The sequence below is a fragment of the Sphingopyxis sp. 550B genome, from assembly GCF_057401805.1.
This window is the reverse complement of the sequence record NZ_CM171610.1, coordinates 1,308,708-1,333,821: the sequence shown is the minus strand read 5'-3', so window position 1 is coordinate 1,333,821 and position 25,114 is coordinate 1,308,708. Positions and strand designations below refer to the sequence as shown.

The following is a 25,114-nucleotide window of genomic DNA, read 5'->3' as shown; positions in this document are numbered from 1 at the left end:
CGGGTTGGGCGCGCCAGCCCCTATTTCTTCTTCGTCCGGCGAATCTCGGCGCGAACCGACAGGCCGAGCGCATCGGCGACGAGCGCGCCCTGCTCGGTCTGATGACGGCTCATCAGGCCCGTCGCCGGTGAGGCGGCGGCGGCGCGGCCGACATAGCGGGCGCGCTTGCCCTTGTGCCCGGCTTCGTCCAGCGCTTCCTCGATCAGCGGCTCGACGAAGAACCACGCGCCGTTGTTGCGCGGCTCTTCCTGCGCCCAGACGACCTCTTCGAGGTTCGTCATCCGCTTCAGCCGCGCCGCGAGCGCTTCGCCCGGGAAGGGATAGAGCTGCTCGATGCGGATGATCGTCGTGTCGGTCAGGCCCGCGGCATCGCGCGCCTCCATCAGATCATAGCCGACCTTGCCAGAGCAGAAGACGGCGCGCCGGATCGCGCCGTCCTCGGGCGGGTTGCGATCGGACATGATGCGCCGGAAATGCGCATCGCCGATGAAGTCGCTGCGCTGCGAAACCGCCAGCTTGTGGCGGAGCAGCGACTTGGGCGTCATGATGATCAGCGGCTTGCGGAACGACCGCAGCATCTGGCGGCGCAGGACGTGGAAATAGTTCGACGGGGTCGAAATATTGCACACCTGGATATTGTCGCCCGCGCACAGTTGCAGGAAGCGTTCGAGGCGCGCCGAGCTATGCTCGGGCCCCTGCCCCTCGTAACCGTGCGGCAGCAGCATCACGAGGCCGTTGGCACGCAGCCACTTGGCCTCGCCCGCCGCGATGAACTGGTCGATCATGATCTGCGCGCCGTTGGCGAAGTCGCCGAACTGCGCTTCCCACAGCACGAGGCTCTTCGGATCAGCCATCGCATAGCCATATTCGAAACCGAGCACGCCATATTCCGACAGCGGGCTGTCGAGCACCTCGAAGCGGCCGTGCGGCACGGTCTTCAGCGGAATATATTTATGCTCGTCGGTCTGGTCGACCCAGACGGCGTGGCGCTGGCTGAAGGTGCCGCGCCCCGAATCCTGGCCCGACAGGCGCACCTGATAGCCTTCGCTGAGCAGGGTGCCGAAGGCGAGCGATTCGGCGGTCGCCCAATCGAACACGTCGCCATTCTTCTTGTCGGCGAACATCGCGGCTCGCCCGTCGATGACGCGGCGCAACGTCTTGTGCACCTGCAGGTCGTCGGGAATGGTCGTCATGATGCGGCCGATGCTGTCGAACAGCTTTTCCGAAACGCCGGTCGCGATATTGCGCCGCGCATGTTCGGAATCGCCGGGCATGTGCAGCCCCGACCAGCGACCGGCAAACCAGTCGGCCTTGTTCGGCTTGTAGCTTTTCGCCGCTTCGAACTCTTCCTCGAGCCGCGCGGTGAATTCGCGGCGGTGCGCGTCGGCGTCGCCGGCCGCGATCACCCCTTCTTCCTCCAGCCGCTGCGCATAAAGGTCCGACACCGCCGGATGCTTGCGAATGCGGGCATACATCAGCGGCTGGGTGAACGACGGCTCGTCGCCCTCGTTATGGCCGAAGCGGCGATAGCACCACATGTCGATGACGATGTCGCGCTTGAACTGCTGGCGGAAGTCGATCGCTAGCTTGCAGGCGAAGGTCACCGCCTCCGGATCGTCGCCGTTGACGTGCAGGATCGGCGCCTGGACGCCCTTCGCGACATCCGACGGATAGGGCGACGAGCGCGCGAACTGCGGGCTGGTCGTGAAACCGATCTGGTTGTTGACGATGAAGTGGATGCAGCCGCCCGTGTTGTAGCCGCGGATGCCCGAGAAGCCGAGGCATTCCCAGACGATCCCCTGCCCCGCGAAAGCCGCGTCGCCATGGATCAGCACCGGCAGCACCTGTTCATGCTCGATCAGGTCGTCGCGCACCACCTGCTGCGCGCGCACCTTGCCGAGCACCACCGGATCGACCGCTTCGAGGTGCGACGGGTTGGGCACCAGCGACATGTGCACCGAGATGCCGTCGAACTCGCGGTCGGTCGAGGTGCCGAGGTGATATTTGACGTCGCCCGAACCGCCGACGGCCTCGGGATTCGCGCTGCCGCCCTGGAATTCGTGGAAGATGACGCGATAGGGCTTCGCCATCACGTTCGCGAGCATGTTGAGCCGGCCGCGATGCGCCATGCCATAGACGATCTCGCGCACGCCGTACTGGCCGCCATATTTGATGATCGCTTCCATCGCGGGGATCATCGCCTCGCCGCCGTCGAGGCCGAAGCGCTTGGTGCCGACATATTTGCGGGCGAGGAATTTCTCCCACTCCTCGGCGTCGATCACCTTGTTGAGGATCGCCTGCTTGCCCTCGGGGGTGAACTCGACATGCTTGTCGGCGCCCTCCATCCGGTCCTGCAGGAAGCGCCGCTCCTCGACGTCGGCAATGTGCATATATTCGAGGCCGACATTCCCGCAGTAATTGGCCTGCAGGATCGCCACGATCTCGCGCACCGTCGCCTTTTCGAGCCCAAGCGTTCCGCCGAGGAAGACCGGCCGATCCTGGTCGGCGCCGACGAAACCGTGATATTCGGGGGTGAGGTCAGCGGGCAGTTCATGCTTCGACAGACCGAGCGGGTCGAGCGATGCCGCCAGATGGCCGCGCACCCGATAGGTCCGGATCAGCATCATCGCGCGGATCGCCTCGTCGGCCGCGCGCTCGACCTCGGCGTTCGAGAGCGGCGCGCCGGCCTTCGCCGCGGCGGCCTTCACCGCGACCTGCATCTGCTGCGGATCGAGCGCGGCGGTCAGGTCGTCGCTGTCGACCAGGGGCCAGTTTCTGGGCGCCCAGCTCGGTCCGGGCTGCGGTTCGTCGATGTCGAAGCTTTGTCGTTCGAGGTTCATTTTCCCAACCTATTCGTGCCCCTGCGAAGGCAGGGACCGATCTCCAGAGGCCTAATTCAGCGTTTCGGATAAATCATTCCACTCGGGATTATGCTCCTCGATGCGATTGATCTTCCACGCCCGGTTCCATTTCTTCATCCGCACTTCAAGCTGCCGGGCGTCGTGGATGCTTTCAAAGCTATCGAACCACACCAGCAGTTTGCAACCATAACGCTTCGTAAAACCTTCGATCATGCCTTCGCGATGTTGCCAAACCCTTTTCGGCAAATCGCTGGTCACACCGATATAGATCGTCCCGTTTTTCCGGCTCGCCATGATATAGACATAGCCGGGCGGGACCATCCTAAATCGTCCCGACGTGTTCCCCCGCGAAGGCGGGGGTCCAGGAGACGCAGCAATGGGTCCCCGCCTTCGCGGGGACACACGAAAAAGGGGAGCAATTGGGGGTCACACCCGCTCTTTCAGCACCTCCGCCAGCGTCGTGCCCAGCTCCGACGGCGAGGCCGACACGGTGATGCCCGCGGCTTCCATCGCAGCGATCTTGCTTTCGGCATCGCCCTTGCCGCCCGACACGATCGCGCCGGCATGGCCCATGCGGCGCCCCGGAGGCGCGGTGCGGCCCGCGATGAAGCCGACCATCGGCTTCTTGCGGCCGCGCTTCGCCTCATCGATCAGGAACTGCGCCGCCTGCTCCTCGGCATCGCCGCCGATCTCGCCGATCATGATGATCGACTTGGTCGCCTCGTCGGCAAGGAAGAGTTCGAGCACGTCGATGAAGTTGGTGCCGTTGACCGGGTCGCCGCCGATACCGACCGCGGTCGTCTGGCCCAGTCCGACGTTCGAGGTCTGGAACACCGCCTCATAGGTCAGCGTGCCCGAGCGCGAGACGACGCCGACGCTGCCCTTCTTGAAGATCGACCCCGGCATGATGCCGATCTTGCATTCGTCGGGGGTCAGCACGCCGGGGCAGTTGGGGCCGATCAGCCGCGACTTGGAGCCCGACAGCGCGCGCTTCACCTTGACCATGTCGAGCACCGGAATACCCTCGGTGATCGCGACGATCAGCTCGACCTCGGCATCGATCGCCTCGAGGATCGAATCGGCGGCGAACGGCGGCGGCACATAGATGACCGACGCGGTCGCGCCGGTGGCCTGCTTCGCCTCGGCGACGGTGTCGAACATCGGCAGGCCGATATGCGTCGTGCCGCCCTTGCCCGGCGTCACGCCGCCGACCATCTGCGTGCCGTAGGCGAGCGCCTGTTCGGTGTGGAAAGTGCCGGTCGCGCCGGTCATTCCCTGGGTAATGACCTTGGTATTCTTGTCGATCAGGATGCTCATAGATTTTCGTTCCGTTTTCCGTGCGCCCCGGGTGGGACCACCTCCAGATACCAGTTCACCCGCACCCTCGTTTCGAGGGGGCGGGCGACGGGCCCCGCCTTCGCGGGGCGTCGGGACTCAGGCCAGGCTCGGCTCCAGACCCTTGCACGCGACCAGCAGCTCCTGGACCGCGTGGACCGATTTGTCGAAGTTCGCCTTCGCGCCTTCGTTCAGCGCGATCTCGACGACGCGCTCGACTCCGTTCGCCCCGATCACCACCGGCACACCGACATAGAGGTCGTCGACGCCGTACTGGCCGGTCAGATGCGCGGCGCAGGGCAGCAGGCGCTTCTTGTCCTTGAGATAGCTTTCGGCCATCGCGATCGCGCTCGTCGCGGGGGCGTAATAGGCCGAGCCGTTGCCGAGGAGCTGGACGATCTCGCCGCCGCCCGAACGGGTGCGCGCGACGATCGCGTCGATCCGCTCCTGCGTCGACCAGCCCATCTTGATCAGATCGGGAACCGGGATGCCGGCGACGGTCGAATATTCGATGACCGGAACCATCGTGTCACCGTGCCCGCCGAGCACGAATGCCGTGACGTCCTCGACCGAGACGTTGAATTCCTCGGCGAGGAAGTGGCGGAAGCGGGCCGAATCGAGCACGCCGGCCATGCCGACGACCTTGTTGTGCGGCAGCCCCGAGAATTCGCGCAGCGCCCACACCATCGCGTCGAGCGGATTGGTGATGCAGATGACGAAGGCGTCGGGAGCGTTGGCCTTGATGCCCTCGCCGACCGCCTTCATGACCTTGAGGTTGATGCCGAGCAGGTCGTCGCGGCTCATCCCCGGCTTGCGCGGCACGCCCGCGGTGACGATGACGACGTCGGCGCCGGCGATGTCGGCATAATCGCTCGTGCCCTTGAGCCCCGCATCATAGCCCTCGACCGGTCCCGCCTGTGCAAGGTCGAGCGCCTTGCCCTTGGGCATGCCTTCGGCAATGTCGAAGAGGACGATGTCGCCCATTTCCTTCATGGCGGCGAGGTGGGCGAGCGTGCCCCCGATCATCCCGGCTCCGACCAAAGCGATCTTTTTGCGTCCCATGGCGCGCGGCACTCCCTTCTGGCAAGCCCGGCAATGCGGTTCACGGACCGGCGGGGCACGGGCCATTGCCGCATGCCGGTCCCAAGACTCGCGCCGCCCCTACGCTGATTCCCCAGGCGAAACAACCGCGAAAAGCACGAATAACCGGGTTTTTCTGCAAACAGTTCGCAATATCATTATGGGGAATGAGGCGGTTTGGTCGTCCGCGATGGCGCGGCCGGAAAGCATCGGTTCCGGGGCACGTTCGTCGGGAAAAGCAACGCCCCTCCCGGATCGCGCGAAACCGATCGGCCGGGCAAAGGGGAAAGCCGGCAGAGGCATTCCGACGATCCCGCATTTCCAGCGGGAATCCCGGACCGGCGATTAACCCTCCTTTACCCCCTGTACGCTAGGGTCCCCGCCGATGACGCGGGCAATCATCAGTTTCGACACCGAACTTTCCGCCGGGCTCCACCAGCGGGGGGTCGACGCGCGCGCGAATTTCGAAAGCTCGATCCTCGGTCGCTGCCGCGAAGGCGACTTCGGCATCCTGTTCCAGATGGACATGCTCGAACGCCACGGCCTGAAGGGCGTCTTCTTCGTCGACCCGATGCCCGCGCTGGTTCATGGCCCGCGGATCGTCGAGGCGATCGTCGAGCCGATTCTTCGGCGCGGTCACGAGGTGCAGTTGCACATCCATACCGAATGGCTGCAGTTCGCGCCGTTCAATCCGGCGGGGCGGCTGACGGGACGCAACATCGCCGATTTCCCCCTGCCGGCGCAGAAGAAGCTGATCGCCCTCGCCCGCGACATATTGATGCGCGCCGGGGTGCCGCGGCCGGTTGCCTTCCGCGCCGGAAACTTCGGCGCCAACGACGACACGCTGCGCGCGGTCGCCGCGCTCGGCTTTCGCTACGACAGCAGCTTCAACGGCGCCTATCGGGATCACGGCTGCGCGATCACGCTCGACCCGGCGAACATGGGCATGCGCTTTCACCACGGTGTCTGCGAGGTCCCGGTCAGCGGACTGATGGAAGGCAGCGGCCGCTTTCGCCCCGCTCAGCTCTGCGCGATGTCCGAAGAGGAAATGCGCGACGCGCTCGACCATGCGGCGGAGAGCGGCGCGATCCAGTTCTCGGCTTTCAGCCACAGTTTCGAATTGCTGAGCCGCGACCGCGCGGTGCCCAATTGGCTGGCGGTCGCGCGGATGGAAGCACTGTGCCGGGCCGTCGCCGACGATCCGCGGATCACGAATGGCGGCTTTGCGACGCTGCCGCTGCCGCCACCACGCCCCGGACGGATCGAGGTCGCCGCGCCACGCCCGCTGCGGACCGCGCGCCGCGTCGTCGAGCAGGCGTTCGGCCATCTGGCGCACGAGGTCCGCTACGTCCGCAACGTCGCCTATGTCGCCATCAACTCATCGCGTTGGGGCAAGATCGTCGGCGGCATCATCCTGGCCATGGCCTAGAGCCAGATAATCGTCCGACTGCATTTCGGCGAGACGGCTTGCCGTGCGTTCGAACTCGAAGGCGCCGTCGCCGGCGACATAGAGCTGGTCGGGCTCGGCCGCGGCGCTCGCCAGCAGCTTGACCTTATATTCGTAGAGCGCGTCGACCAGCGTCACGAAGCGCGCCGCCTCGTTGCGGTTTTCCGGCCCCATGCGCGGAATGCCGACGATGATCACCGTGTGGAAATGGCGCGCGACAGCCAGATAGTCGGACGCCCCCCGCGCCTCCGCGCACAGCCGCTTGAAGGAGAAGACGGCGACGCCCTTCAGCGCCTTTGGCACGTGCAGCAACCGCCCGCCGCCGACATCGAGGTCGAGCGAGGGGACGTGCGCGCGATCCTCTGGCGGATAGTCGGTGAGGCGGAAGAAGGCAGCCGACAGCGCCTCGGTCGCCGCCGCGTCTGCGGGCACGAACCAGCGCTTGCCGTCGCCCAGCCGATGCCGGCGATAATCGGTCGGGCCGTTCAGACTCATCACGTCGAGTTTCGCCTCGATCAACGCAACGAATGGCAGAAAATGCTCGCGGTTAAGCCCGTTCTTATAGAGATCGGACGGCGGCCGATTCGATGTCGCGACTACGGTCACGCCATGCCCGATCAGCGCCGTGAACAGCCGCGAGAGGATCATCGCGTCGGCGCTGTTGTTCACCACCATCTCGTCGAAGGCGAGACAGCGGACATCCTCGACCAGCGCCGCCGCCACCTGCGGGATGGGGTCGCCGCTCTCGCTCTTGCGCACCTCGCGCATCCGCGCGTGCACCTCCAGCATGAAGGCGTGGAAATGGACCCGCCGCTTTCGCCGGATCGCCAGCCGGTCATAGAAGAGGTCCATCAGCATCGACTTGCCGCGCCCGACCGCGCCCCACAGATAGACGCCGCGCGGCGCCTCCGGCCTGCGGCCGGCGATCCGCCAGAGCAGGCTGCCGCGCGGCGGCGCGGCCTCCAGTTCCTGTTGCAGCCGGGCCAGCCGTTCCGCGGCGGCGCGCTGTTCGGGATCGGGCTTCAGTTCGCCATCGGCGACGAGCCTATCATAGGCAGCGAGCAGGTCGGTCATGCGGAACGGCAGCCCCCGCTCGCGGCCGCGCCCGTCATTTGCGGCTCGCCTTGCGGATCGTCCCGGCAAAGCTGAGCACGATATGCGCATCGTCTTCGCCCTGGACGACGAGCCCACGCAGGAAAACCAGCCGCCCCGTCTCGCGCACCAGTTCGACCAGCGCGTCCATCGGTTCGCCGACCCGGCCGGCGCCGACGAACTGCGTCGACAGGTCGAGCGTCACCGAATGCCCCGCGTCGAGCGCGCCGAACTGATGCGAGGCCGCGAACAGCGCGATGTCGACGAGCGCCAGGCTGACCGCGCCATGGACATTGTCGCCGAGATTGCTGTGCTTGCGCGTCGGGTGCATCCGCACGCGGGCGCGCGGCCGTCCGTCGGGCGTCAGCCCTTCCGTCCGGACCGCAAGCGGTTCGATGAAGGCGTTGAAGCGGCTCGGGTCCTTGATATTCCAGCTTATCCAGCCGTCCGCGAGTTCCTCGGCGGTGAAATTCTCGCGGCGCTTCGGTTCCTCGATGCCGTCGTTCACGTCCGCACTTTCGAGAAATGGGGGAGCAGGCCGACGCCAGCCAACGTCAAACCTGCCGCTCGATTTCCAGCTTCTTGATCTCGGCGATCGCGCGCGCCGGGCTGAGCCCCTTGGGGCAGGCGTTGGCGCAATTCATGATCGTGTGGCAACGATAGAGGCGGAAGGGATCCTCGAGTTCGTCGAGCCGTTCGCCGGTATATTCGTCGCGGCTGTCGGCGAGCCAGCGATAGGCCTGGAGCAGGATCGCGGGGCCGAGGAACTTGTCGCTGTTCCACCAATAGCTGGGGCAGCTCGTCGAGCAGCAGGCGCACAGGATGCACTCGTACAACCCGTCGAGCTTCTCGCGCTCCTCGGGCGACTGGAGCCGTTCCTTGCCGCTGGGCGTCGTCGACTTGGTCTTCAGCCACGGCTCGATCGAGGCATATTGGGCATAGAAATGGGTGAAGTCGGGGACGAGGTCCTTGATCACGTCCATCGCCGGCAGCGGGGTGATCGTGATGTCGCCCTTCAGGTCCTCGATCGCGGTGGTGCAGGCGAGGCCGTTCTTGCCGTTGAGGTTCATCGAGCAGCTTCCGCAGATGCCCTCGCGGCACGAGCGGCGGAAGGTCAGCGTCGAATCCTGCTCGCTCTTCATCTTGATGAGGGCGTCGAGCACCATCGGACCACAGGTGTCGAGGTCGATCTCGAAAGTGTCGAAATGCGGATTCTCCCCCTTGTCGGGGTCGTAGCGATAAACCTTGAATTTCTTGACGTTGGTCGCGCCCTCGGCCTTGTGGACCGTGCCGCCCTTGTGGATGCGGCTGTTCTTGGGCAGGCGAAATTCGGCCATGGCGCGGGCTCCCTGATGCAGTCGGGGTCCGACTAGACCCGATTGGCAGAGTCGGCAAGAGGGTGAGGCGGCAATTAAGCCCGCAGCCTCGGAGGAAGGCAGGCGCGATGGGTGGCTTTACCGCCAGCGCGCACGCCCGTGCTCCATAATTCCGGTTTCACCCGGCTTCAGCGACGGACAAAGGCGAGCGGTGCGCAGAGGCCGCTGAGCGCGATGAAACGCTCCTGCCCCTCCCGATCAACAGGTTCGGGCTTGACCTCCAGCTGGGCCGAGATTTCGATGGCAGAGGGCAGGTTGAGGGTCATCGAACGGTCGATCGAACGTGCCATCAGGATCAACCCCCGCAGCTTGTTGACCTCCGGCGGCGACAGCCGCGAAGCGCCATCATACGCGAAAAGCTCCATCCAGACATCCAGTTCGCGGTAGCGCAGCGAATCATATAGTTCGAAGGAATCATAGGCATCGGTATAGTTCAGCCGCTGCTCCAGCGGCATTTTGCCCGCGATGCCGGCGCCGCCGCTGCGCCACCCGCCAAGGTGCAGTCCCGGCGCCAGCGGGCGACCGATCATCCCGCTCATGGCCGGGCCATCGCCGTCCTGCCACTCCCGTTGCCACTGTTCGAGCTGATCCAGCCGGCGCACCACGCAATCGCTCTGCGCTGCCCGCGTCTGATATGCGGCCAGATTGAAGGCCAGTTCGGCGTTCAGCGCCCGGCGGAAGGCCGCTACATCCCTGCGGTCTTTCCACCCGTCCGCCGCCTGCTGCGTGCCGAGCGCGATCAGGATGCCGAGGACAACGATGACCAGTTCGGTGATGAAGCCGGACCAGCCGTTCGCGGGCGAAAACCTGCGGAACCTACTCCCCGGGGCTGAAGCGGGGCCTGTCGCGTCAACCGCCTCCCTACCCTGGTCGTCCCCCGTCCGGCGAGACTGGGCCATATGCTGACTCCCCCCGATGCCGTGGCGGCCTCGACTAGACTCGTCGCGCGGCAGGGACAAGGGGGCGGCAATAAAACCCCTTCCCCGAAGAGGAAGGGTGTAATGGGCGAAATTTGCCGCTAGGGCGCGCGGACCATGACCGACACGCCAGCCCAGCCCGCCGTGACCAGCCGCCATGTCGCGCGCGGGCTGGGAACGACGGTGCTCGCACGACTGGGCGGGGTGATCGAGATCGTCGCGCAGCCGCTCTATGTCCTGATGTTCGGCCTCGCCGGCTATGGGCTCTATGCGGTGCTGTGGGCGGCGGTCAATCTGCTCGAGAATATCTGCGACGCCGGCATGACGAACGCGCTGCAGCGCACCGTGCCGCAGTCGGCGAGCGAAGCCGAGGCCGCGGCGGCGCTGCGCACCGCGATGCTGTTCGGCGTCGTGCCATGCCTGGTCGTCGCGGCGCTGATCGCGACCTTCGCCGCCGACCTGGCGCCGCTGCTCAACGTCGCCGAGCGCGACCGGCCGCTCGTCGTACCCGCGATCCAACTGTTCGTCTGGGCACTGCCGCTGTGGGCCTTCGTCGAGATCGCGACCAGCGCGATGCGCGCGCGCATGGTATTCGGCGCCGAAATCCGCCTCCGCATCGTCTGGGAGCAGATTCTGCGGCTGGTGTTCGCGGGACTGTTCTTCGCGGGCGGACTCGGGCTCAAGGGCCTGTTCATCGCGCACCTCTGTTCGCTCGCCGTGACCGCCTTGCTGTGCGTTCGCCTGCTGGCGCGCTATTATGATTTCGCCGAACTGCGGCGCGGGGGACGCGGCAGCACGGCCGAGCGCGACACCTTGCGGGCGGGGCTGTCGATCCTGCCGTCGAACATCATCGGGCGGTTGTTCGGCGATGCGCCCGCGCTGATCCTCAACCTGCTGCTTCCCGGTGCGGCGGGCGCCGCGGCGGCGGGGCTGTTCACCATCGCACGCAAGCTGTCGAGCGTCGTCCAACTCGTTCGCATCGCCTTCTCCTATGTGCTCGCGCCGCTTGCCGCGAGTGCCGAGCGCGCCGACCGCGCACAGGTCGCCGACATCTATGCCTATGCGACGCGACTGATCTTTGCGATCGCGCTACCGCTCGCCGCGGTGCTCGCCGCGGGCAGTTCGTCGCTGCTCAGTCTGTTCGGGGCGCAAGCGCATGTCGCGCAGGCCGCCGTCGTGATCCTGCTGTTCGCGCGCGCTTTCGAGGCGGTGCTCGGCATCTCGCTGCCCGTGCTTCAGGTCGTCGCCGCCTTTCGCCACCAGCTTGTCGCGGGCCTGTTCGGGCTGGCGATCGCGGTCGGCGCGGGCTGGGTCATCGTCGGGCATCTGGACCCGCTCACCGGCGTCACCCTGGCCATGTCGATCGGCCTCGTCGCGATGGCGGCAATTCCCATGACCCAACTCGCGATCAGCGAGAAGCTGCACCCGTTCGATGCCCGGTTTCCCACCGTCGCCCTGCACGGGATCGCGATCACGGTCGCGGCGGGCGGCGCGGCGCTGCTCGCCGCGCAGCTGCCGGATCCGGTCGCCCTGCCCCTGATCGCCCTGATTGCGGCCGCGTCGATCTGGGCCGCCCTGCGCTTCGCCCTGCCGCTCGCCGACCGGGCGTCGCTGGGCAAGACCGGGCGCCGACTGCGGCTGTTTTGAAAGCCCCAAGCCATGACCTCGCCCACCCCCGTCCGTATCGCAATCTACGACCTCGACCGCACCGTGCTGCGCAAACCGACCTTCACGCTGTTCCTGCTGTGGGCGGCCGCGCGCGTCGCGCCGTGGCGGCTGCTGGCGCTGCCAGTGCTGCTGCTTCTATTGGCGGGGGCCGGATTGAAACTGTTCGGGCGCGACCGATTCAAGCCCGCCGCGATCCGGCTGATGCTGGGAAAACGGATTTCCACCGCGCGCGCGGCCGATCTGGCACAGCGCTTCGCCGCTTGGCGCGTACCGGCCGATATTCCGCCCGGAGCCGCGGCGGCGATAGCGCGCGACCGGGCGGAGGGATATCGCCTGCTGCTCGCCACCGCTGCGCCCGAATTCTATGCGGAGGCCATCGGCGCGGCGCTCGGATTCGACGGCGTGGTCGCGACGCGGCACTTGCGTGAAGCCGACGGCGCGTGGCTGCCGACGATCGACGGAACCAACTGCTATGGGGCCGAAAAGGCCCGGCGGATCGAAAAATGGCTCGCCGAACATGCGGGTCCAGGCCGGCGCCGGCTGCGCTTCTATTCGGACCACGCCAGCGACGCGCCCAGCTTCGCGTTGGCCGAGGAACGCTATGCCGTCGGACGAAGCCGCAAACTGGCACGGCAGGCGCGCGAACAGGGATGGACGCTGGTCGACTTCTCACGCCCGGCTTGAACGCGTCCAACGGCTCTAGTAGGACCCCCTGACGGCATCGGCCGGCTTGCGCAAAGGACCCCGGCTTGGCCTTCATAACACTCGTAGCCTATGCTGCGGATCAGGGCGGAACGACGCGCGTGCTGAACCATCTCGCCAACGGCTTCGCGGAAGCCGGGCACCGGGTGGCCATCCTCTATTGCACCTCGACAGGTCTGGCTCCCGATCTGGAAGACATGCCGCGCCCGGGCGTCGAAAGCCATGCGCTCGCCGACCGCCGCCAGCGCAGCCGGGCGCTGGGACAGATCGTCACCTTCCTTTCCTATCGCCGCTGGTTGCGCAAGCATCGTCCCGACATCGTGCTGGCGACCGGAAACAATATCAACTGGTTCGCGGCGCTGGGCGTGATCTCAGCCAAAACGCACGCGCGCTATTACATCAAGACGACGAACCCGATCGTCCGCCAGTCGGACGGCGCCGTCGCCGGCCGGCTGCGGCGTGCGGTCTATGGCCTGATCTTTCGCCGCGCCGCCGGGGTATTGACGCTGAGCGATGCGGAAACGACGCTGCTCCGGAAGCAGTTTCCGGCCGCAGGCGACCGGTTCCATATGGTGCACAATGCCTATCTGACCGATGCCTTTGCCGCGCCCGAGCGCGAAGGGCGCGCGGATGGCCCGATCCTGTTGCTCGGCGCCGGCCGACTGACCGCGCAAAAGCGTTTCGACCGGCTGCTGCGGGCTTTTGCCGCCGCCAATCCGCGCGACGCGCGGCTGCGCATCGCGGGCGACGGTCCGCAGCGCGCGGCCCTCGCCGCCCTTGCCACCGATCTCGGCGTGGCGGATCGGGTGGAGATGATCGGCTATACACCGGACATGCCGGCGCAGATGGCCGCCGCCGACCTGTTTGTCCTGTCCTCGGACTACGAAGGACTGCCCGCGGTGGTGATCGAGGCCCTGGCATCCAACCTTCCGGTCGTCAGCACCGATTGCTTCGCCAGCGCACGCGAACTGCTGGCCGACCTGCCCGGGTGCGCGGCGGTCGAGCGGTCGACGGAAGCGCTGAGCGATGCGCTGCGGAAATGGCTCGAGGCACCGCCTCCGCGCACCGATCTCAGGCGTTTCGCGCTTCCCTATACAACAGCCAATGCCGTCGCGAGCCACCTGGCCGCGATGGGTGAGGGACAGGACAATCATGGGTGACATATCCGCGCTGCGCCTGATCGGCGACAATGCCACGCCGATCTGGGGAATGAGCAACGCCGAGCGCGTGCGGCGGCTGGCCGTCAAGCGCGCCATCGCCGAACGGATCGCACCGGGCGAGGCGCTGTACGTCAATCTTGCCTTTGCTTTCGATCCGACGCTGATCGACGAGGCGATCAAGCGCCCGGGCGTCGCGCTGACGATCGGCGGCGAACTGGTGCTGGGCGTCTTGCCGGACGACACCGATCCCCTGCGGCTCGACGGGATCGAACGGTTGCCGCTGGAGAACCGCAGCTTTTACAACGAGCAGCTTCGCAAGCTGGAAACGCCGTTTGCCGAGCGGCTGACACCGGAAAGAAGCCGGGCCATCGAACGGCAAAGCTATTTCGGCGCCTACAAGGGCGTGACCGACCTGCTTACCAAATATCTGTGGCCCGAACTCGCGCTGTGGCTGACGCGGATCGCGGCCCGACTGGGCATGACGCCCAACATGGTGACCGCGATCGGTGCGGCGCTGTGCGTCTATGCCACCGTCCTGTTCGCGCAGGGGCAGTATTGGACGGGGATGCTGGCGGGATTCATCTTCATGGTGCTCGACACGGTCGACGGAAAGCTTGCGCGCTGCACCATCACCTCGTCCAAATGGGGCAATGTCGCCGATCATGGCGTCGACCTGATCCACCCGCCTTTCTGGTGGTATTTCTGGGGCGTCGGCCTTTCCGCCTGGGGGCTTGCCCTGTCGAGCCAGGCGTTTCTGCTGGTCATGGTCGCAGTGATCGCGGGCTATATCCTCCAGCGCGTGATCGAGGGGCTGTTCATCAAGGATTTCGGCATGGACATCCATGTCTGGCAGAAATTCGACAGCCGCTTTCGCCTGATCACCGCGCGCCGCAATCCGAACATGGCGATCCTTTTCGTCGCGACGCTCGCCGGCCGGCCCGACATCGGCCTGATCGCGCTTGCCTGGTGGACGGTCATCTCGTTGATCGTCCATGCAGTGCGGCTCGCCCAGGCCTATCGAATGCGCCGATCCGGGCGCCCGATCGTCAGTTGGATGGAGGAGGCCGCGCCATGAACGCAACCATCGAGAAATTCGGCTATCCGGCGACGCTGATCGCCGAGTTCGACCATTGGCTCGTCCTGTTGCGCCCCGCCCAGCCGACGCTCGGTTCGCTGGTGCTAGCGGCAAAGTCCGACGCGACCGCCTTCGGCGACCTGCCCGCTGCCGCTCATGCGGAACTCAAGACGGTGACGGTCGCCATCGAATCGGCACTGACCGCCGCCGTGAGCTATGCCAGAATCAACTATCTGATGCTGATGATGGTCGACCCGCACGTCCACTTCCACGTCCTGCCCCGCTACGAGGGCGAACGATCCGCGGCGGGCGTGGCCGCCGTCGACGCCGGTTGGCCCGGCCAGCCCGATCTCGGCCAGGCGGTGAAGCTGGACGACGGGCAAGTCGCGGCGCTCGCCGCCTGGCTCAAGCCCTATTTCGCGTAGCGTCCCTCGGTCGCCCAGCGGGCGGTCAGCGCATCGGCCGCCTCGACGTCCTGCGGGAAATCGACCTCCTGCCAGTCGAGGCCCTCGATCGACACGGTACCGACGCGATTGCCCTTGGCGATGATGTCGATCGCCCGCAGATACCAACGCTCGACGCCGTCGGGGGTGCGCATCATCTGGTCGACCTGGTTGCGAAAGATCGCGGGGCCGTCGTCGACGAACGCCAGCATGCCGATCGATTCGGCATTGGTATCGGGGGGCAACAACCGTTTGCCGACGGCGTGAAGCCGCCCCTCGGCATCGCGCGTCACCTTCATGTCGTCGTCGTCATAGGCGTCCTTGACGTCGACGGTGACGGTGATCGGTTCGCTCGCACCGGCAATCAGCCGGGCTACGATCTCGTCGGACACGATGGTATCGCCGTTGAGGATGATGAAATCCCGGTCCATCTCCCCGCGCGCGATCCAGCAGGTGCCCAGATTGTCGGCAACCTGAAAGAAGGGGTTGAACAGCGTGCGGACGCGCGCGCCGGTATCGCGATAGAGTTCCAGCGCGTGATCCTCGACCCGCTCGGTCCGGAATCCCGTCACGACGACGATATCCTCGACGCCATTGGCGGCGAGCGCCGCGACCTGCCAGCCAAGCAGGCTGCGCCCGTTGAACTCGATCAGGCATTTGGGCAGGTCGCGGGTCAGCGGCAGCAGCCGCGATCCCTGCCCGGCGGACAGGATGATGGCTTTCTTGATGCTCATGGCCGTCGCCCTAGAACCGCTTGGCGCCGGTTGCCACAAAAAGTGACCGCAGCGTTCAGCGGCGCGCGGCGAGAATCCGCTCGATCAATTCGATGTCCGCGGGCTTGTCGGCGTCTATGCACGCCTCGCCTTCCGCCATCGGCACGACCTTCGCCTTCAGCCCGAAGCGCCGCCCGGCGCGCGCGACGCCCTGCTGGATCGTGAACAGCCGCAGCAGCGCCCCGATCAACAGCCACGGGCCGAAGGCGGCGACGATCTTCAATCCTTTCTTGCGGTCGCGCTCGATGCGGCCCCAGAAATCGAGCAGCGGCAGCACGCGCCGACCGCGCAGGCGGAACAGGTTCGCCCCCGACCACCAGCCGCCGCGAAACTTGAGCCACGTCCGCTTCGATTCGGGATAGCGTGCCAACAGCACCCCGCGCTCGACCATCGCGACCGCGACGTCGCTGTCCTCCGCATCGGTCAGGAAGGCGGCAATCATCGCGGGGGTCAGCAGCACATTGTCGGCGGTCGTCACCAGCACCGGCGCGTCGCCCTCCGGCAGCGCGGCGGCGAGCGAGGCGCTGATCCCCTGTCCCGAGTCCGCGAAATGCAGGTCGGCGAACCCCGCCAGCCCCGGCTCCGCCGCCAGTTCGGCGCTGGCCTGCGCGAGGATGGTGATCGGCCCGACCAGCGGCGAGGCGCGCAGCGCGGCGACGACATGGACGAGCATCGGCTGGCCCGCGATCGGCAGCAGCGCCTTGGTCGACACGCCGCTTCCGGTCAGCAGCGGATCGGGGCCGGGTCGGCTGCCCGCGAGAAGGATGGCGGGGATGGGAACCGGATGCGCGGCGGTCATCGGGCGGCATCCTCTGCCGGCGCGATGCGGCGTCCGGTGACACCACGCAGGAAATCGCTCGCGTCTGCCAGCACCGGCGCCTTGCCCCGGAAGGGCGCCGCCAGTGCCGTGACGATCCCGATATGCCCGATGCCTGGATAAAGCCGCAAAGTGACGGAGCCGCCCGCCTTCTCGATTGCGGCGGCCAGATTGCGACTGTTGCGCGGACGCACCGTGCGATCCTGGTCGCCGCTCGCCAGCCACAGCGGCGGCGCATCGCCGCGCACCTGCGCGATCGGCTGCGTCCGTTCGGGCGGGCGAACCTTGCCCATCGCCTTGTCGGCCATGCCGCCCTTTTCGAAGGGCAGGAAATCATAGGGACCGGCGAGGCCCACCACCCCGCGGATCACCGATGCGTCGCTTCCAGCGCCGCGCATCCATTGCGGATCGAGCGCGAGCATCACCGCATTATAGGCGCCCGCCGAATGCCCCATCAGCGCAATACGGTCAGGGTCTCCGCCGAGATCGCCGATATAATCGCGCGTCCAGGCGACCGCGGCGGCGGCATCCTCCAGGAAATCGGGCCAATGCGCCTTGGGCGTCAGCCGATAGTCGGGGATCACCGCGACGAACCCCTCGCCGGCAAGCGCGCGGGCGACGAAACCATGGCTCTCGCGCTCGCCGCTGCTCCAGCCGCCGCCATAGAAGAAGACGACGACCGGCAGCCGGTCGCCGCGCTCCGTGCCCTCCGGCACCCAGATGTCGAGCAGTTGACGCGGTCCGCGGCCATAGGGCTGGCCGGCCAGCAACCGCCGCGCGGCGCGCGCGCCTTTGCCAAGCAATTTGTCGGCAAGGTCGAGCGCCTTCGTCCCGTGGGAGACGGCCGCCTTTGCGCCGCCACCGAACAGCAGGACGAGCAGCCCGATGAGGAGGAGGACCTTGATCAATCGTCGCCTTTCCATCGCGGCGCCCGCGCAGGATATCGCCCCTACAGGGCCGCGCGCCGCCGAACAAGCGCCGCGCGCCGCCACCATTTGCGCGCTCGTGCGTAGAATGCGGCATGACCCGCGCCTTCCACCGCCCCGCCCTGATCTGCAACAGCGAGAGCGGCAGCTACGACGAAGCCGTGCACCGGCAACTGGTCGAGGCTTGCCGCGCGGCCGGCGTCCCGCTCGTTGCCACCGTCGCGCTGCCCGACGACGACCTGCCCGATGCGGAGGCATTGCGCGCGCTGGAGATCGACTTGTTGGCCGTGTGGACCGGCGACGGGACAATCAACGCCGCAGCGTCGCGATGCGCGGGCTGGCCGGGCGCGGTCCTGCCGCTGCCCGGCGGAACGCTGAACCTGCTGTCCAAGCAATTGCACGGCGACCGGCCAGCGGTCGACATCCTGACCGATGCGCTGGCCGGAAAGGGGCGGCGCGCGCCCATTCCGACCGTCCGATCGGCAACGCGCGAGGCATTCATAACCGTCGTCGCCGGACCCGCGACGCGCTGGGCCGAGGTGCGCGAGACGATGCGCCAGCAAGGGCTGATCGAGGCAAGCCGCGACGCGCCCGAGGCGATCGACGCGATGCTGAACGCCCCCGGCGTGCGGATCGGCGGCGATGGAAAGAGCTATCCGGCGATCGTCCTGACTCCGACGCGTCGCGGCCTTCGCGCCGACGGCGTGGTGGTCGACGGTTCGGCCGACGTGCTGCGGCACGGTCTCGCGTGGCTCGGCGGCGATTTCCGCGACGGACCGAGCGAGGAACTCGCGCAGGGCGAAACGATCGTCCTCGAAAGCGAAAGCCCGATCAGTCTCGAATATGACGGCGAGCTCGACGAGATCGCCGCCCCCGCGCGCTTCGCGATCGGACAGAGCGCGGTCGACTTCATCGCGACGGCATGACGCGCCTCTTCCATATCAGCGACCTGCATTTCGGGCTGGAGGATCGCGATGCGCTGGCCTGGTTCCGCGACTGCGTGCGGCGCGAACGCCCCGATGCGGTGCTGATCACCGGCGACCTGACGATGCGTGCGCGAAGCCGCGAGTTCGCTGCCGCGTGCGACTGGATCGCGGCGCTCGACCTGCCGGTGACGGTCGAAGTGGGCAACCACGATCTGCCCTATTTCAATCCCATCGCGCGCGCCTTTCGCCCCTATGCCCGCATCGGGCGGATTCGTGCGCTGGTCGAACGCGAACTCGATCTCGCCGGCGTCTCGGTCGTGCCGCTCAAGACCACGGCGCGCGCGCAGTGGCGGCTCGACTGGTCGAAGGGCTGCGTGACCCCGCGCGCGCTCGACAGGACGCTCGCCGCGATCGACGCGCTGCCGAAGGACGCGGCCGTCCTCGTCACCGCGCACCACCCACTTGTCGAGGCGGGAACGAAGGGGCGCGCGCTGACGCGGGGCGGCGAGGCGGCGCTGACCGCGCTCGCCGCGCGCGGGGTGGCGGCGGTGCTGACCGGCCATGTCCACGACCCCTTCGACCTGATGCGGGAGACCCCCGCGGGTCCGATCCGCATGATCGGTGCGGGCACGTTGTCGCAGCGTATCCGATCGACCCCGCCGAGCTTCAACGCCATCACCCTCGACGGCACGCGGGTCGAGGTGCACGTTCGCAACCTCGCCCACGTCCCGACCCGCGACATGCAGATAGACGCCGTGCCGCCCGACGCACTGCCGCCGCGCGACGCGGACGAGCCGGTCGCCCCGATCGGCGCGGTGCCGCCGGTCGATCCGCCGGTGCATTGACGCGCGGCCCTATCCCGTTAGGTTGCAAGGAAAAACGGGATGAGGAACCATGCTGACCAAGGGCGACGATTTTCCGCTTCACCAGACCAGCGAGCCGATTGCGTTCGCGGGCACCGACCGCAATTTCTATGATCGCTATTTCTTCAACGGCGCCAGCCCGGACGGGTCGGTCTTCTTCGCCGCGGCGATGGGCTTCTATCCGCAGCTCGGCATCGTCGACGCCAGCTTTTGCGCGATCGTCGACGGCATTCAGTATAATCTGCGCGCAAGCCGGCGCTCGGGCGGCGAGCGGCTCGACCTGGCGGTCGGCCCGATCGCGATCCGCATCGACGCGCCGCTCGAACGGCTGACGCTGCGCATCGCCCCGAACGACGGGCCGCTGGCCGCCGAGCTCAGCTTCACCGGCCGTCATTTTCCGATCGAGGAGCCGCGCTTCATCCGTCGCAACGGGACGCGCCTGTTCATGGACTATACGCGGCTGACGCAGAACGGCCGCTGGACGGGCTGGCTGTCGGTGGACGGCGTCCGCATCGACGCCGGCGCCGACTGGACGGGAACGCGCGACCGGAGCTGGGGCGTGCGCCCGGTCGGCGCCAGCGAGCCGCAGCCGCCGCCCGAGGGCAATTTCAACCAGTTCTTCTGGCTTTGGACGCCGTGCAACTTCGACCGGAGCTCGCTGTTCTTCCACAGCAACGACGATGGCGCGGGGGCGCCGTGGAATCGCCGCGCCGTGATCGTCGGCGATGCCTCGAGCAAGGAGGGCAGCGAACGGCATTTCGATGCCGCGACCTTCGCAATCGCCTGGCAAGGCGGCACGCGGCGCATCGCGAAGCTGACCGCCGCCCTCGGCGCCGGCCGGTCGCTGACGCTTACCCCGTCGGGGCCGGTGTTCGCGATGAGCGGGCTGGGCTATGGCCACCCGGTCTGGGGCCACGGCCTCGACCATGGCGACGACGCCGTCGCGCACGACAGGCTGAACGAAGCCGAGCGCGACTGGGGCAATCCGCTCGCCATGCATATCCAGGCCTTCGTCGCGGCCGAACTCGCCGATGGCGGCGGCGTGCAGCGCGGCGTCGGAGTGCTCGAACAGCTTTTCGTCGGCCCGCATGCGCCGAGCGGCCTTTCCGGCTTGATGGACCCTGCGACATGAGCTTTCCGACGACGCCGGATGACATGACGGCGGACTGGCTCGCGGGCGCGCTCGGCCGACCGCCGGGCGCGCTCCGCGGGTTCACCGCGACGCCGATCGGCACCGGGCAGATGTGCGACAGCTTCCGCCTGACGCTCGACTGGATCGATGGCGCCGAAACCCCAGCGACGGTCGTCGCCAAATGCCCGAGCCGCGACGAAGCGAGCCGTCACATCGCGGCGGTCGTCGGCACCTATGTCAAGGAGGTGAGTTGGTATCGCGAACTTGCGGCGGGAAGCGGGGTCGCCGCACCGCATTGCCACCATGCCGAGATCGCCGACAATGCCGTCGACTTCATCCTGATCCTGTCCGACCTCGCGCCGGCACGGCAAGGCGACCAGCTGGCCGGGCTGGGTCTCGCCGGGCTCGGCCCGTGCATCGACGCGGCGGCGGGGCTGCATGCGTTGCTGTGGAACGACGCACGGCTCGATGCGCTGCCGTGGCTCGCGCGCGACAGCGCCGATGTCGTCCGCGCGCTCTTCCCCCAGCTCTATGCGGGCTTTCGCGAGCGCTACGCGGCGCGGCTCGACCGCGAGGCGCTTGATCTCGGCGCCGGGATCGTCGACCGGCTCGACGCCTGGCTGACACGCGTGCCCGCCGCCAGGACGATCGTCCACGGCGACCTCCGGATCGACAATATCCTTTTCTCCACCGACGCGGCGCGTTGCTGGCTCGTCGACTGGCAGACGTTGGGACGCGGCAGCGGCGCGACCGATCTCGCCTATCTGGTGGGCACCAGCATCGCCGATCCGGCCGAGCGCGCCGCGGCCGACCGGCCCGCTTTCGACCGCTGGATCGCCGCGCTGCGCGCGCGTGGCATCGATGCCGATGCCCAGGCGCTGTGGGCCGATTACCGCGTCGGTGCCCTCAGCGGCTATTTCATGGCGGTCTTCGCTTCGATGAATGTCGAGCGCACCGATCGCGGCGACGAGATGTTCGCGGTGATGGCCGAACGCCCGGCACGCCAGGCGCTGGCGCTCGGCAGCCTCGACCTGCTGTAGCGCACCGGGGCGGCACCCGTCCCGATGCGAAAAGGGCGGCCCGTTGCCGGACCGCCCTCCTCTTTTCCACCCGTCGGCGGAAAAAGCTGATTAGCGCTTCGAGAACTGGAAGCTGCGGCGGGCCTTCGCCTTGCCATACTTCTTACGCTCGACCGCGCGGCTGTCGCGGGTCAGGAAGCCGGCCGCCTTGACGGTGCCGCGCAGCGCGGGCTCGAAGCGGGTCAACGCCTGCGCGATGCCGTGCTTAACGGCGCCCGCCTGGCCCGACAGGCCGCCGCCCTTGACGGTCGCGACGACGTCATACTGGCCGACGCGATCGGCAACGCCGAACGGTTGGTTGATGACGAGGCGCAGCGTCGGGCGCGCGAAATAGGTTTCCTGGTCGCGGCCGTTGATAGTGATCTTGCCCGAACCGGGCTTCACCCACACGCGGGCGACGGCGTCCTTGCGACGACCGGTCGCATAGGCGCGGCCCTGCTTGTCGACCTGCTTTTCGCGCAGCGGCGCGGCCGGAGCCGCGGGGGCGACGGTGCCTTCGACGGCGCCGGCGAGATCCTTGAGATCGGTCATGGTCTGTTCGTCAGCCATTATGCACCCACCTTGTTCTTGCGGTTCATCGACGCGACGTCGATCACTTCGGGGTTCTGCCCGGCGTGCGGATGCTCGCTGCCGGCGAAGACGCGCAGGTTGCGCATCTGCTGGCGCCCGAGGGGGCCGCGCGGGATCATGCGCTCGACGGCCTTTTCGAGCACGCGCTCGGGAAAGCGGCCCTCGAGCACCTTCTGCGCCGAGATTTCCTTGATGCCACCGGCATAGCCGGTGTGCTTGTAATAATTCTTGTCGGTCAGCTTCTTGCCGGTGAACTTCACTTTTTCGGCGTTGATGACGATGACATTGTCACCGCAATCGACGTGCGGGGTGAAGCTCGGCTTGTGCTTGCCGCGCAGGATGTTGGCGATGATCGTCGCGACGCGGCCCACGACCAGGCCGTCGGCATCGATCAGCACCCATTTCTTTTCGACCGTCGCGGCGTTCGCCGACTGGGTCGTCTTGGTCAGCGCCTTCATGGCACGCTCCTTGACAGAGATGGAACCGGGCGACGGAACCGGCCGCCGCCCCGAAACAAGCCGCGCCGCCTGCCCGCAAGGGGCGAAGCGGCGCTTCGGAGCGGGCCAATGGCGGGAACGGTGCGGAAAGTCAAGTATCGCGCGGCCTTGCCGACAGGTATCATGATACCTTGATCAGGAAACGTCGGGTTCGATCGCGCGAATCCGCTCCTCGACGAGCGTGCGGGCGCCGCCACCGTCCCCAACGATCCAGCTCTGCCGCTGCTCGCGCAGGACCAGTCCCGTCGTCCGGTCGATGGTCCACAGGCTCTCGACGGTGAGCGGCTGCGCCGCGGCGGTCGCAGCCTCGACCTTTGCCGCCGTTTCGCGCGTGCTGTCGCCGTCCGGAGACACGGTGCCGCCGATCCGGCTGGCGGCGTTGGCGGGCGCGAGCAGCGCGCGGATGTCCGCGCTCGCGAGCGCCGCGCGCTCATCGGGCGAGAGCGCCGCGACCAGCGCCGCCAGTTGCTTCGCCTCGGGCTGGTCCGCGGCGGCGGCAAGCGCTGCGGTGCGCGCCATCGCGCGATCCCACAGCCGTTCGGCGTCGATCAGGTCGATCCGGCCGCCATCGGGCGCGACGAGATAGGTCATCGCCTCGCCGACCAGCGGCTGGAGCACCGCGGTCAGCGCGCGCACGGCGCGGGGCGGCGCGTCCGAATCTATCCGGCGCAGCGTCGCGACCAGCCGGTAGCCGCGCCCCGCGCGCTGCCATTGCAGGTCGTAGAGCAACGAGAAGCCGAGCAGCCCGCCGTCGCGCCCCAGGCGGCGGGTCGTCACGCGATAGCGCATCGGCCGGTCGAGCGGCGGCGCAAAGACGACCGATGCCGCAGGCGCCGGGACGACGACGGGCGGCGGCGCGGATGCCGGGCCGGCGAGCCACAGCAACGCGGCGGCGAACATCATGCGGTGCGGCGGCCGAGCCGATGCAGCGCCGCCGCCGTCACCGCGACCAGCAGCGCGCCCGTCAACTGGTGCAGCACCGCGATCCACATCGAAATGCCGCTGACGACGGTGAGGATGCCGAGCGTCATCTGCGCCGCGACGACGAGCAGCAGCAGCGCCGGCTCGACCCGCGCGCCGCGCCGCGCCAGCACACGCGCCAGCAGCAACAGCGCAAGCGCGGCAACCCAGGACCACCAGCGATGCAGGAAATGCAGCAGAAAGGGGTCGTTGGTGATGGCGAACCAGACACCGTTCGACCAATCGATGCCGCGCGGCACGAAATGATCGTTCATCATCGGCCAGTCGCTCGCCACATAGCCGGCGTTGAGCCCCGCGACCCAGGCGCCAAGCAGAAGTTGGACGGTCAGGATCAGCGCGACGGCGATCCCCGGCCCGGTCAACGGCGCGGGCCGGGCAGCGGGATCGCGCGCGAGGGTGCCGAGATCGCGCGCGGTCCAGACCAGCGCGGCGAGCAGGAAGAGCGCGGTCAGCAGATGGGTCGCCAGACGGTAATGGCTGACGTCGGTGCGATCGACGAGTCCCGAGGCGACCATCCACCAGCCGATCGCGCCCTGCAATCCGACGAGCGCGGCCAGCGCCAGCAACCGCCAGCCATAGCCCGCGGGAACCGCGCGGCGCCACGCATACCAGGCAAGCGGGACGAGCAGCGCCAGCCCGACGAGCCGGCCGAGGATGCGGTGCAGCCATTCCCAGAAGAAGATCGCCTTGAACGCGGCGAGCGACATGCCGAAGTTGATCTCCCGATATTCGGGTATCTGCTTGTATTTCTCGAACTCCGCCAGCCAGGCGGCGTCGGTCAGCGGCGGCAACACGCCCGACACCGGCTTCCATTCGGTGATCGAGAGCCCCGATTCGGTGAGGCGGGTGATGCCGCCGACGGCGACCACGGCGATCACCAGCAGCGCAACGGCCCACAGCCAGCGCGCGAGCGCCGCCGGGCGGGGATGAACGGGAGCCTGCGTCATCGCCCGCCCTATCGCCGCTTGCGATGCGATAGGCAAGGGCCCGAAGGGAGGAGGGTGGCGCCATCTGGCCTTGAGAGGCGCACTTGTCTTCCTCGGCCGGGTCTCCCTCTCGCTAGAGCATCGTGCGTTAAATCTGAACCATTTGTCCTGAGCCTGTCGAAGCCTGTCCTGAGCGCCTGCAAGGCAGTCGAAGGGGGCCGTCCTTTCTCTTGGCGCCGCAAGAAGAACGACGGTGCTTCGACAAGCTCAGCACGAACGGCAGAAAGGATGATGCAGGTTTAACGCACGATGCTCTAGCGAGAGAGATCGGGCGGGCCAGCGGCATGGCCAAGGCCCACCCCGCTGCGCGTAGCGAGCAAGCTCGCAACGCTCGCTGCCCCCTCCCGCGAGCAGGAGGGGAGCGATTCTGAAATTCATGGCTGCGACAGGCGAGGATTGATAGGGCGG

At 67.4% G+C, this 25,114-nt stretch carries 25 protein-coding genes; 10 read left to right on the top strand and 15 right to left on the bottom strand.

Going from position 1 to position 25,114, the window contains the following annotated elements:
* Nucleotides 1–20: 20 nt before the first annotated feature.
* The 4 genes from AC2S9W_RS06270 to mdh form a co-directional block, all read right to left on the bottom strand.
* Nucleotides 21–2,840 carry a 2-oxoglutarate dehydrogenase E1 component gene (locus AC2S9W_RS06270; protein WP_486571740.1) on the bottom strand — a complete coding sequence of 940 codons (2,820 nt, stop codon included), beginning with the start codon at nucleotides 2,838–2,840 and terminating at the stop codon, nucleotides 21–23.
* A 51-nt stretch (nucleotides 2,841–2,891) separates the two neighbouring features.
* Nucleotides 2,892–3,182, bottom strand: a complete 291-nt coding sequence (locus AC2S9W_RS06265) for a GIY-YIG nuclease family protein (RefSeq protein WP_067107173.1) — start codon at nucleotides 3,180–3,182, stop codon at nucleotides 2,892–2,894.
* Between the two features lie 105 nt (nucleotides 3,183–3,287).
* Nucleotides 3,288–4,178 carry a succinate--CoA ligase subunit alpha gene (gene sucD, locus AC2S9W_RS06260; RefSeq protein ID WP_067181068.1) on the bottom strand — a complete coding sequence of 297 codons (891 nt, stop codon included), beginning with the start codon at nucleotides 4,176–4,178 and terminating at the stop codon, nucleotides 3,288–3,290.
* A 117-nt stretch (nucleotides 4,179–4,295) separates the two neighbouring features.
* Complete coding sequence (gene mdh / locus AC2S9W_RS06255; RefSeq protein WP_067107167.1) at nucleotides 4,296–5,258, bottom strand: malate dehydrogenase; 963 nt, start codon at nucleotides 5,256–5,258, stop codon at nucleotides 4,296–4,298.
* Nucleotides 5,259–5,661: 403 nt separating this feature from the next.
* Between mdh and AC2S9W_RS06250 the strand changes: the two genes are divergently transcribed.
* On the top strand, nucleotides 5,662–6,705 hold the full coding sequence (locus tag AC2S9W_RS06250) for a polysaccharide deacetylase family protein (protein ID WP_067107164.1): 1,044 nt from the start codon (nucleotides 5,662–5,664) through the stop codon (nucleotides 6,703–6,705).
* Here AC2S9W_RS06250 and zapE read toward each other — a convergent pair.
* From zapE to AC2S9W_RS06230, 4 genes are all read right to left on the bottom strand, one after another.
* The gene (gene zapE / locus AC2S9W_RS06245) at nucleotides 6,655–7,797 is read right to left on the bottom strand and encodes a cell division protein ZapE (protein ID WP_067107161.1); all 1,143 of its coding nucleotides are present in this window, start codon (nucleotides 7,795–7,797) and stop codon (nucleotides 6,655–6,657) included. The genes AC2S9W_RS06250 and zapE overlap by 51 nt on opposite strands.
* 34 nt (nucleotides 7,798–7,831) lie before the next feature.
* A complete protein-coding gene (locus AC2S9W_RS06240) occupies nucleotides 7,832–8,323 on the bottom strand; it encodes a PaaI family thioesterase (RefSeq protein ID WP_082737069.1) in 492 nt (163 codons plus the stop codon).
* A gap of 46 nt (nucleotides 8,324–8,369) precedes the next feature.
* On the bottom strand, nucleotides 8,370–9,152 hold the full coding sequence (locus tag AC2S9W_RS06235; RefSeq protein ID WP_067107158.1) for a succinate dehydrogenase iron-sulfur subunit: 783 nt from the start codon (nucleotides 9,150–9,152) through the stop codon (nucleotides 8,370–8,372).
* A gap of 167 nt (nucleotides 9,153–9,319) precedes the next feature.
* Entirely contained in the window at nucleotides 9,320–10,090 is a 771-nt protein-coding gene (locus AC2S9W_RS06230; RefSeq protein WP_104959305.1) for a hypothetical protein, read from the bottom strand.
* Nucleotides 10,091–10,225: 135 nt separating this feature from the next.
* On the opposite strand from AC2S9W_RS06230, the gene AC2S9W_RS06225 reads away from it, so the two are divergent.
* The 5 genes from AC2S9W_RS06225 to AC2S9W_RS06205 all read left to right on the top strand — a co-directional run bounded on the left by AC2S9W_RS06225 (nucleotide 10,226) and on the right by AC2S9W_RS06205 (nucleotide 15,138).
* The gene (locus AC2S9W_RS06225) at nucleotides 10,226–11,755 is read left to right on the top strand and encodes a lipopolysaccharide biosynthesis protein (protein WP_067107152.1); all 1,530 of its coding nucleotides are present in this window, start codon (nucleotides 10,226–10,228) and stop codon (nucleotides 11,753–11,755) included.
* 12 nt (nucleotides 11,756–11,767) lie between these two features.
* A complete protein-coding gene (locus AC2S9W_RS06220; RefSeq protein WP_076073839.1) occupies nucleotides 11,768–12,460 on the top strand; it encodes an HAD family hydrolase in 693 nt (230 codons plus the stop codon).
* A gap of 65 nt (nucleotides 12,461–12,525) precedes the next feature.
* Nucleotides 12,526–13,638 (top strand): glycosyltransferase, encoded by a 1,113-nt coding sequence (locus AC2S9W_RS06215; RefSeq protein WP_083674973.1) that lies wholly within the window; start codon nucleotides 12,526–12,528, stop codon nucleotides 13,636–13,638.
* Complete coding sequence (locus AC2S9W_RS06210; protein ID WP_083674971.1) at nucleotides 13,631–14,713, top strand: CDP-alcohol phosphatidyltransferase family protein; 1,083 nt, start codon at nucleotides 13,631–13,633, stop codon at nucleotides 14,711–14,713. The genes AC2S9W_RS06215 and AC2S9W_RS06210 overlap by 8 nt, the downstream gene beginning before the upstream one ends.
* Nucleotides 14,710–15,138 carry an HIT family protein gene (locus AC2S9W_RS06205; RefSeq protein ID WP_076073834.1) on the top strand — a complete coding sequence of 143 codons (429 nt, stop codon included), beginning with the start codon at nucleotides 14,710–14,712 and terminating at the stop codon, nucleotides 15,136–15,138. The genes AC2S9W_RS06210 and AC2S9W_RS06205 overlap by 4 nt, the downstream gene beginning before the upstream one ends.
* Here the strand turns inward: AC2S9W_RS06205 and AC2S9W_RS06200 are convergent.
* From AC2S9W_RS06200 to AC2S9W_RS06190, 3 genes are read right to left on the bottom strand one after another with little or no spacing between them, the layout of a single operon-like run.
* Complete coding sequence (locus AC2S9W_RS06200; RefSeq protein ID WP_067181043.1) at nucleotides 15,126–15,890, bottom strand: phosphocholine cytidylyltransferase family protein; 765 nt, start codon at nucleotides 15,888–15,890, stop codon at nucleotides 15,126–15,128. The two genes, AC2S9W_RS06205 and AC2S9W_RS06200, sit on opposite strands and share 13 nt — an antisense overlap.
* Before the next feature lie 55 nt (nucleotides 15,891–15,945).
* Nucleotides 15,946–16,728, bottom strand: a complete 783-nt coding sequence (locus AC2S9W_RS06195) for a nucleotidyltransferase family protein (RefSeq protein WP_076073832.1) — start codon at nucleotides 16,726–16,728, stop codon at nucleotides 15,946–15,948.
* Nucleotides 16,725–17,654 (bottom strand): alpha/beta hydrolase, encoded by a 930-nt coding sequence (locus AC2S9W_RS06190; protein ID WP_076073830.1) that lies wholly within the window; start codon nucleotides 17,652–17,654, stop codon nucleotides 16,725–16,727. The genes AC2S9W_RS06195 and AC2S9W_RS06190 overlap by 4 nt, the downstream gene beginning before the upstream one ends.
* A gap of 113 nt (nucleotides 17,655–17,767) precedes the next feature.
* Here AC2S9W_RS06190 and AC2S9W_RS06185 point away from each other — a divergent pair, with 113 nt between their 5' ends.
* From AC2S9W_RS06185 to AC2S9W_RS06170, 4 genes are read left to right on the top strand one after another with little or no spacing between them, the layout of a single operon-like run.
* A complete protein-coding gene (locus AC2S9W_RS06185; protein ID WP_076073829.1) occupies nucleotides 17,768–18,598 on the top strand; it encodes a diacylglycerol/lipid kinase family protein in 831 nt (276 codons plus the stop codon).
* The gene (locus AC2S9W_RS06180; RefSeq protein ID WP_076073826.1) at nucleotides 18,595–19,443 is read left to right on the top strand and encodes a metallophosphoesterase family protein; all 849 of its coding nucleotides are present in this window, start codon (nucleotides 18,595–18,597) and stop codon (nucleotides 19,441–19,443) included. Before AC2S9W_RS06185 ends, AC2S9W_RS06180 begins: the two co-directional genes overlap by 4 nt.
* 49 nt (nucleotides 19,444–19,492) lie before the next feature.
* Entirely contained in the window at nucleotides 19,493–20,593 is a 1,101-nt protein-coding gene (locus AC2S9W_RS06175; RefSeq protein WP_076073824.1) for an Rv3169 family protein, read from the top strand.
* Nucleotides 20,590–21,633 carry a phosphotransferase family protein gene (locus tag AC2S9W_RS06170; RefSeq protein WP_076073821.1) on the top strand — a complete coding sequence of 348 codons (1,044 nt, stop codon included), beginning with the start codon at nucleotides 20,590–20,592 and terminating at the stop codon, nucleotides 21,631–21,633. The genes AC2S9W_RS06175 and AC2S9W_RS06170 overlap by 4 nt, the downstream gene beginning before the upstream one ends.
* Before the next feature lie 90 nt (nucleotides 21,634–21,723).
* Here the strand turns inward: AC2S9W_RS06170 and rpsI are convergent, their stop codons facing one another.
* From rpsI to AC2S9W_RS06150, 4 genes are all read right to left on the bottom strand, one after another.
* Complete coding sequence (rpsI, locus tag AC2S9W_RS06165) at nucleotides 21,724–22,221, bottom strand: 30S ribosomal protein S9 (RefSeq protein ID WP_067107118.1); 498 nt, start codon at nucleotides 22,219–22,221, stop codon at nucleotides 21,724–21,726.
* Nucleotides 22,221–22,700 (bottom strand): 50S ribosomal protein L13, encoded by a 480-nt coding sequence (gene rplM, locus AC2S9W_RS06160; RefSeq protein ID WP_067107115.1) that lies wholly within the window; start codon nucleotides 22,698–22,700, stop codon nucleotides 22,221–22,223. The genes rpsI and rplM overlap by 1 nt, the downstream gene beginning before the upstream one ends.
* A 174-nt stretch (nucleotides 22,701–22,874) precedes the next feature.
* Nucleotides 22,875–23,642: a hypothetical protein gene (locus AC2S9W_RS06155; RefSeq protein ID WP_076073819.1), complete on the bottom strand. Its 768-nt coding sequence runs from the start codon at nucleotides 23,640–23,642 to the stop codon at nucleotides 22,875–22,877.
* Nucleotides 23,639–24,667, bottom strand: coding sequence for a COX15/CtaA family protein (locus AC2S9W_RS06150; protein WP_076073816.1), 1,029 nt, complete (start codon nucleotides 24,665–24,667; stop codon nucleotides 23,639–23,641). The genes AC2S9W_RS06155 and AC2S9W_RS06150 overlap by 4 nt, the downstream gene beginning before the upstream one ends.
* Nucleotides 24,668–25,114 lie beyond the last annotated feature (447 nt).